Consider the following 3227-nt stretch of genomic DNA (forward strand, 5'->3'; position numbering starts at 1 on the left):
ATACTGAAATATTCAGTGTTAAAGCTATAGAACTTATAATCAAGGGTTATAAAGCTATAGTAGAAAAAGGTGAAGAATATAGAACAGAAATTATAGAAGATTTCGTTATAGGAAGTAACTATGCAGGAATTGCTTTTGGTAATGCTGGAGTTGGAGCTGTTCATGCACTTTCTTATCCTTTAGGTGGAGTTTATCATGTTCCTCATGGTGAAGCTAACTATCAATTCTTTGTTGAAGTATTTAAGACTTACAACAAGAAAAATCCAGATGGAAGTATAAAAGAAATCAATAGATTATTAGCAGAAATTTTAGGTGTAGATACAAATGTTGATGTATATGATGAGCTTGCTAAACTTCTTGATAAATTATTAGCAAGAAAACCTCTTAAAGAATATGGAATGAAAGAAGAAGAAATAGAAACTTTTGCAGATAGTGTTATTGCAGGACAACAAAGACTTTTAGCTAATAACTATGTTCCACTTTCAAGAGATGAAATACGTGATATTTATAAGAGCTTATACTAATTAACATTTCCCATGTTAATTTTAATAATAAAGGCAAGAGATTTTATTACCTCTTGCTTTTATTTTATTTATAATATTAATAACAATGATACCACTCTGAAAATACCTTTAATTATAGACTTTATAAGACATCCAAGAAAGCCTGTGGAAGAAATAATTACTATAATGGAATAATTTTCATGCAAAAATGCAACTTGTTGTATTTTTGCAATATAATGGAATTAACAAGGCTATATAATGGATAAACGTTAAAAAAATATCAACATTAGTTGCATTTTCGCAACTAATATTGATATTTTTTTATTTATATGAATTATATGAAATGTATAAAACCTGATGTTAATAAAGAATATTCAATAAAATGAAATAATTGGCATGAAAGTTGTGTGTAATAAGAGTAAACAAATAAGAGAGGATTGATATAAATGCCTTTAATGACAGGGGAACAATATGTAGAAAGTCTTAGAAAACTTAATTTGAATGTCTATATGTTTGGAGAAAAAATAGAAAATGTAGTGGATCACCCAACAATTCGTCCATCTCTAAACTCAGTAAAAATGACTTATGATTTAGCACAAATGTCTGAGTATGAAGATTTAATGACAACAATATCTAATTTAACAGGAGAGAAAATTAATAGATTTACTAATCTTCATCAAAATACAGATGATTTAATTAAAAAAGTAAAGATGTTAAGATTATGTGGACAAAAAACAGCAGCTTGTTTCCAAAGATGTGTTGGTATGGATGCTTTTAATGCTGAATATAGTACTACATTTGAAATAGATAAAACTTATGGTACAAGCTACCATCAAAGGTTTAAAGAGTTTATAAAGTTTGTTCAAGAAAATGATTTAACAGTTGATGGAGCTATGACTGATCCAAAGGGAGATAGAGGATTATCACCAAGTAAACAAGCAGATCCTGATTTATATCTTCATGTTGTAGAAAGAAGAGACGATGGTGTAATTGTTAGAGGAGCAAAAGCACATCAAACAGGGATAACTAATTCTCATGAGGTATTAGTAATGCCTACTATGGCTATGAGACCAGAAGATAAAGATTATGCTATATCTTTCTCAATTCCAACTGATACTAAAGGGATAACTATAATAATGGGAAGACAATCTTGTGATACAAGAAAGATGGAAGAAGGAGCAGATATAGATGTAGGTAATAAGAATTTTGGTGGACATGAAGCTTTAGTAGTATTTGATGATGTATTTGTTCCAAATGAGAGAATCTTCTTAAATGGAGAAACAGAATATGCAGGAATGTTAGTTGAAAGATTTGCAGGATACCATAGACAAAGCTATGGCGGATGTAAGGTAGGAGTTGGTGATGTATTAATAGGAGCTGCTGCATTAGCTGCAGAGTATAATGGAGCTGCTAAGGCTACACACATAAAAGATAAATTAATAGAAATGACACACTTAAATGAAACATTATATGCCTGTGGAATAGCATGTTCTGCAGAAGGTCATGAAACTGAATCAGGAAATTATATAATAGATCTTTTACTTGCAAATGTGTGTAAGCAAAATGTAACAAGATTCCCATATGAAATAGCAAGATTAGCAGAAGACATAGCAGGTGGATTAATGGTAACAATGCCATCAGAAAAAGACTTTAGAAGTAAAGAAGTAGGACACTATGTAGAAAAATATTTAGTTGGTGTATCTTCAGTATCAACAGAAAATAGAATGAGAGTTTTAAGATTAATAGAAAATATTACATTAGGAACAGCAGCAGTAGGATATAGAACAGAGTCAATGCATGGAGCAGGTTCACCACAAGCTCAAAGAATAATGATAGCAAGACAAGGAAATTTACCTCACAAGAAAAAGCTTGCTAAAGCAATTGCAAGAATAAAATAAATAAAAATTCTTCCTTTATCTGGAGTTTATCTCTGGATAAAGGCTAGAAATTATCATACATAGATTACTAGAATGCAGCATTTTCAATCTGTAAATTATTAGGTATTAGTGGTAATATATATAATATAAATTTAATTAGTGGTTTTTAATAAACACAAATTAAAGTTATAGTTTTATATTATATATTTTAAGGAGGAAAAAGAGTTATGGATTGGAAAGAGATTTATAAAAACAAAATTACTAATGCAAAGGAGGCAGTAGCGCACATAAAGTCAGGTGACAGAGTAGTAATAGGACATGCTTGTGGAGAACCTCAAGGTCTTATAAATGCAATGGTAGCCAATAAGGATAGTTATTCTAATGTAGAAATAGTTCATATGGTGCCTATGGGAAGTGGAGAGTATGCAAAGCCTGGAATGGAAAAACATTTTAGACATAATGCTATTTTTACAGGAGGTAGCACAAAAGATGCTGTAAATTCAGGAAGAGCTGATTTTACAACTTGTTTCTTTCATGAAGTACCAAAATTATTCAAAAAAGGATATATGAAAGTAGACGTTGCTTTAATTCAAGTAAGTTCACCAGATGAACATGGATATTGTAGTTTTGGTGTATCAGTTGACTATACTAAAGCAGCGGCTGAATGTGCAAAGATTGTTATTGCACAAGTTAATGATCAAATGCCTAGAACATTAGGAAATTCATTTATTCATGTTTCAGAAATAGATTATATAGTTGAAGAGTCAAAACCAATGATAGAACTTCAACCACCTAAAATAGGAGAAATAGAAAAAGCTATAGGAGAAAATTGTGCATCATTAATAAA

Annotated in this window: 2 protein-coding genes and 1 pseudogene; all 3 read left to right on the plus strand. The window is 30.3% G+C overall.

Going from position 1 to position 3227, the window contains the following annotated elements:
• A pseudogene (locus tag OW729_RS19275) lies at positions 1 to 524 on the plus strand (4-hydroxybutyrate dehydrogenase); the annotation flags it as partial.
• 425 nt (positions 525 to 949) lie between these two features.
• The gene (locus OW729_RS19280; protein WP_268063151.1) at positions 950 to 2401 is read left to right on the plus strand and encodes a 4-hydroxyphenylacetate 3-hydroxylase family protein; all 1452 of its coding nucleotides are present in this window, start codon (positions 950 to 952) and stop codon (positions 2399 to 2401) included.
• Positions 2402 to 2607: 206 nt separating this feature from the next.
• Positions 2608 to 3227: acetyl-CoA hydrolase/transferase family protein (locus OW729_RS19285; RefSeq protein ID WP_407647717.1), on the plus strand; the 620-nt coding region annotated here is incomplete at its 3' end.

The sequence above is a fragment of the Clostridium brassicae genome, from assembly GCF_026738875.1.
GTDB lineage: Bacteria > Bacillota > Clostridia > Clostridiales > Clostridiaceae > Clostridium_H > Clostridium_H brassicae.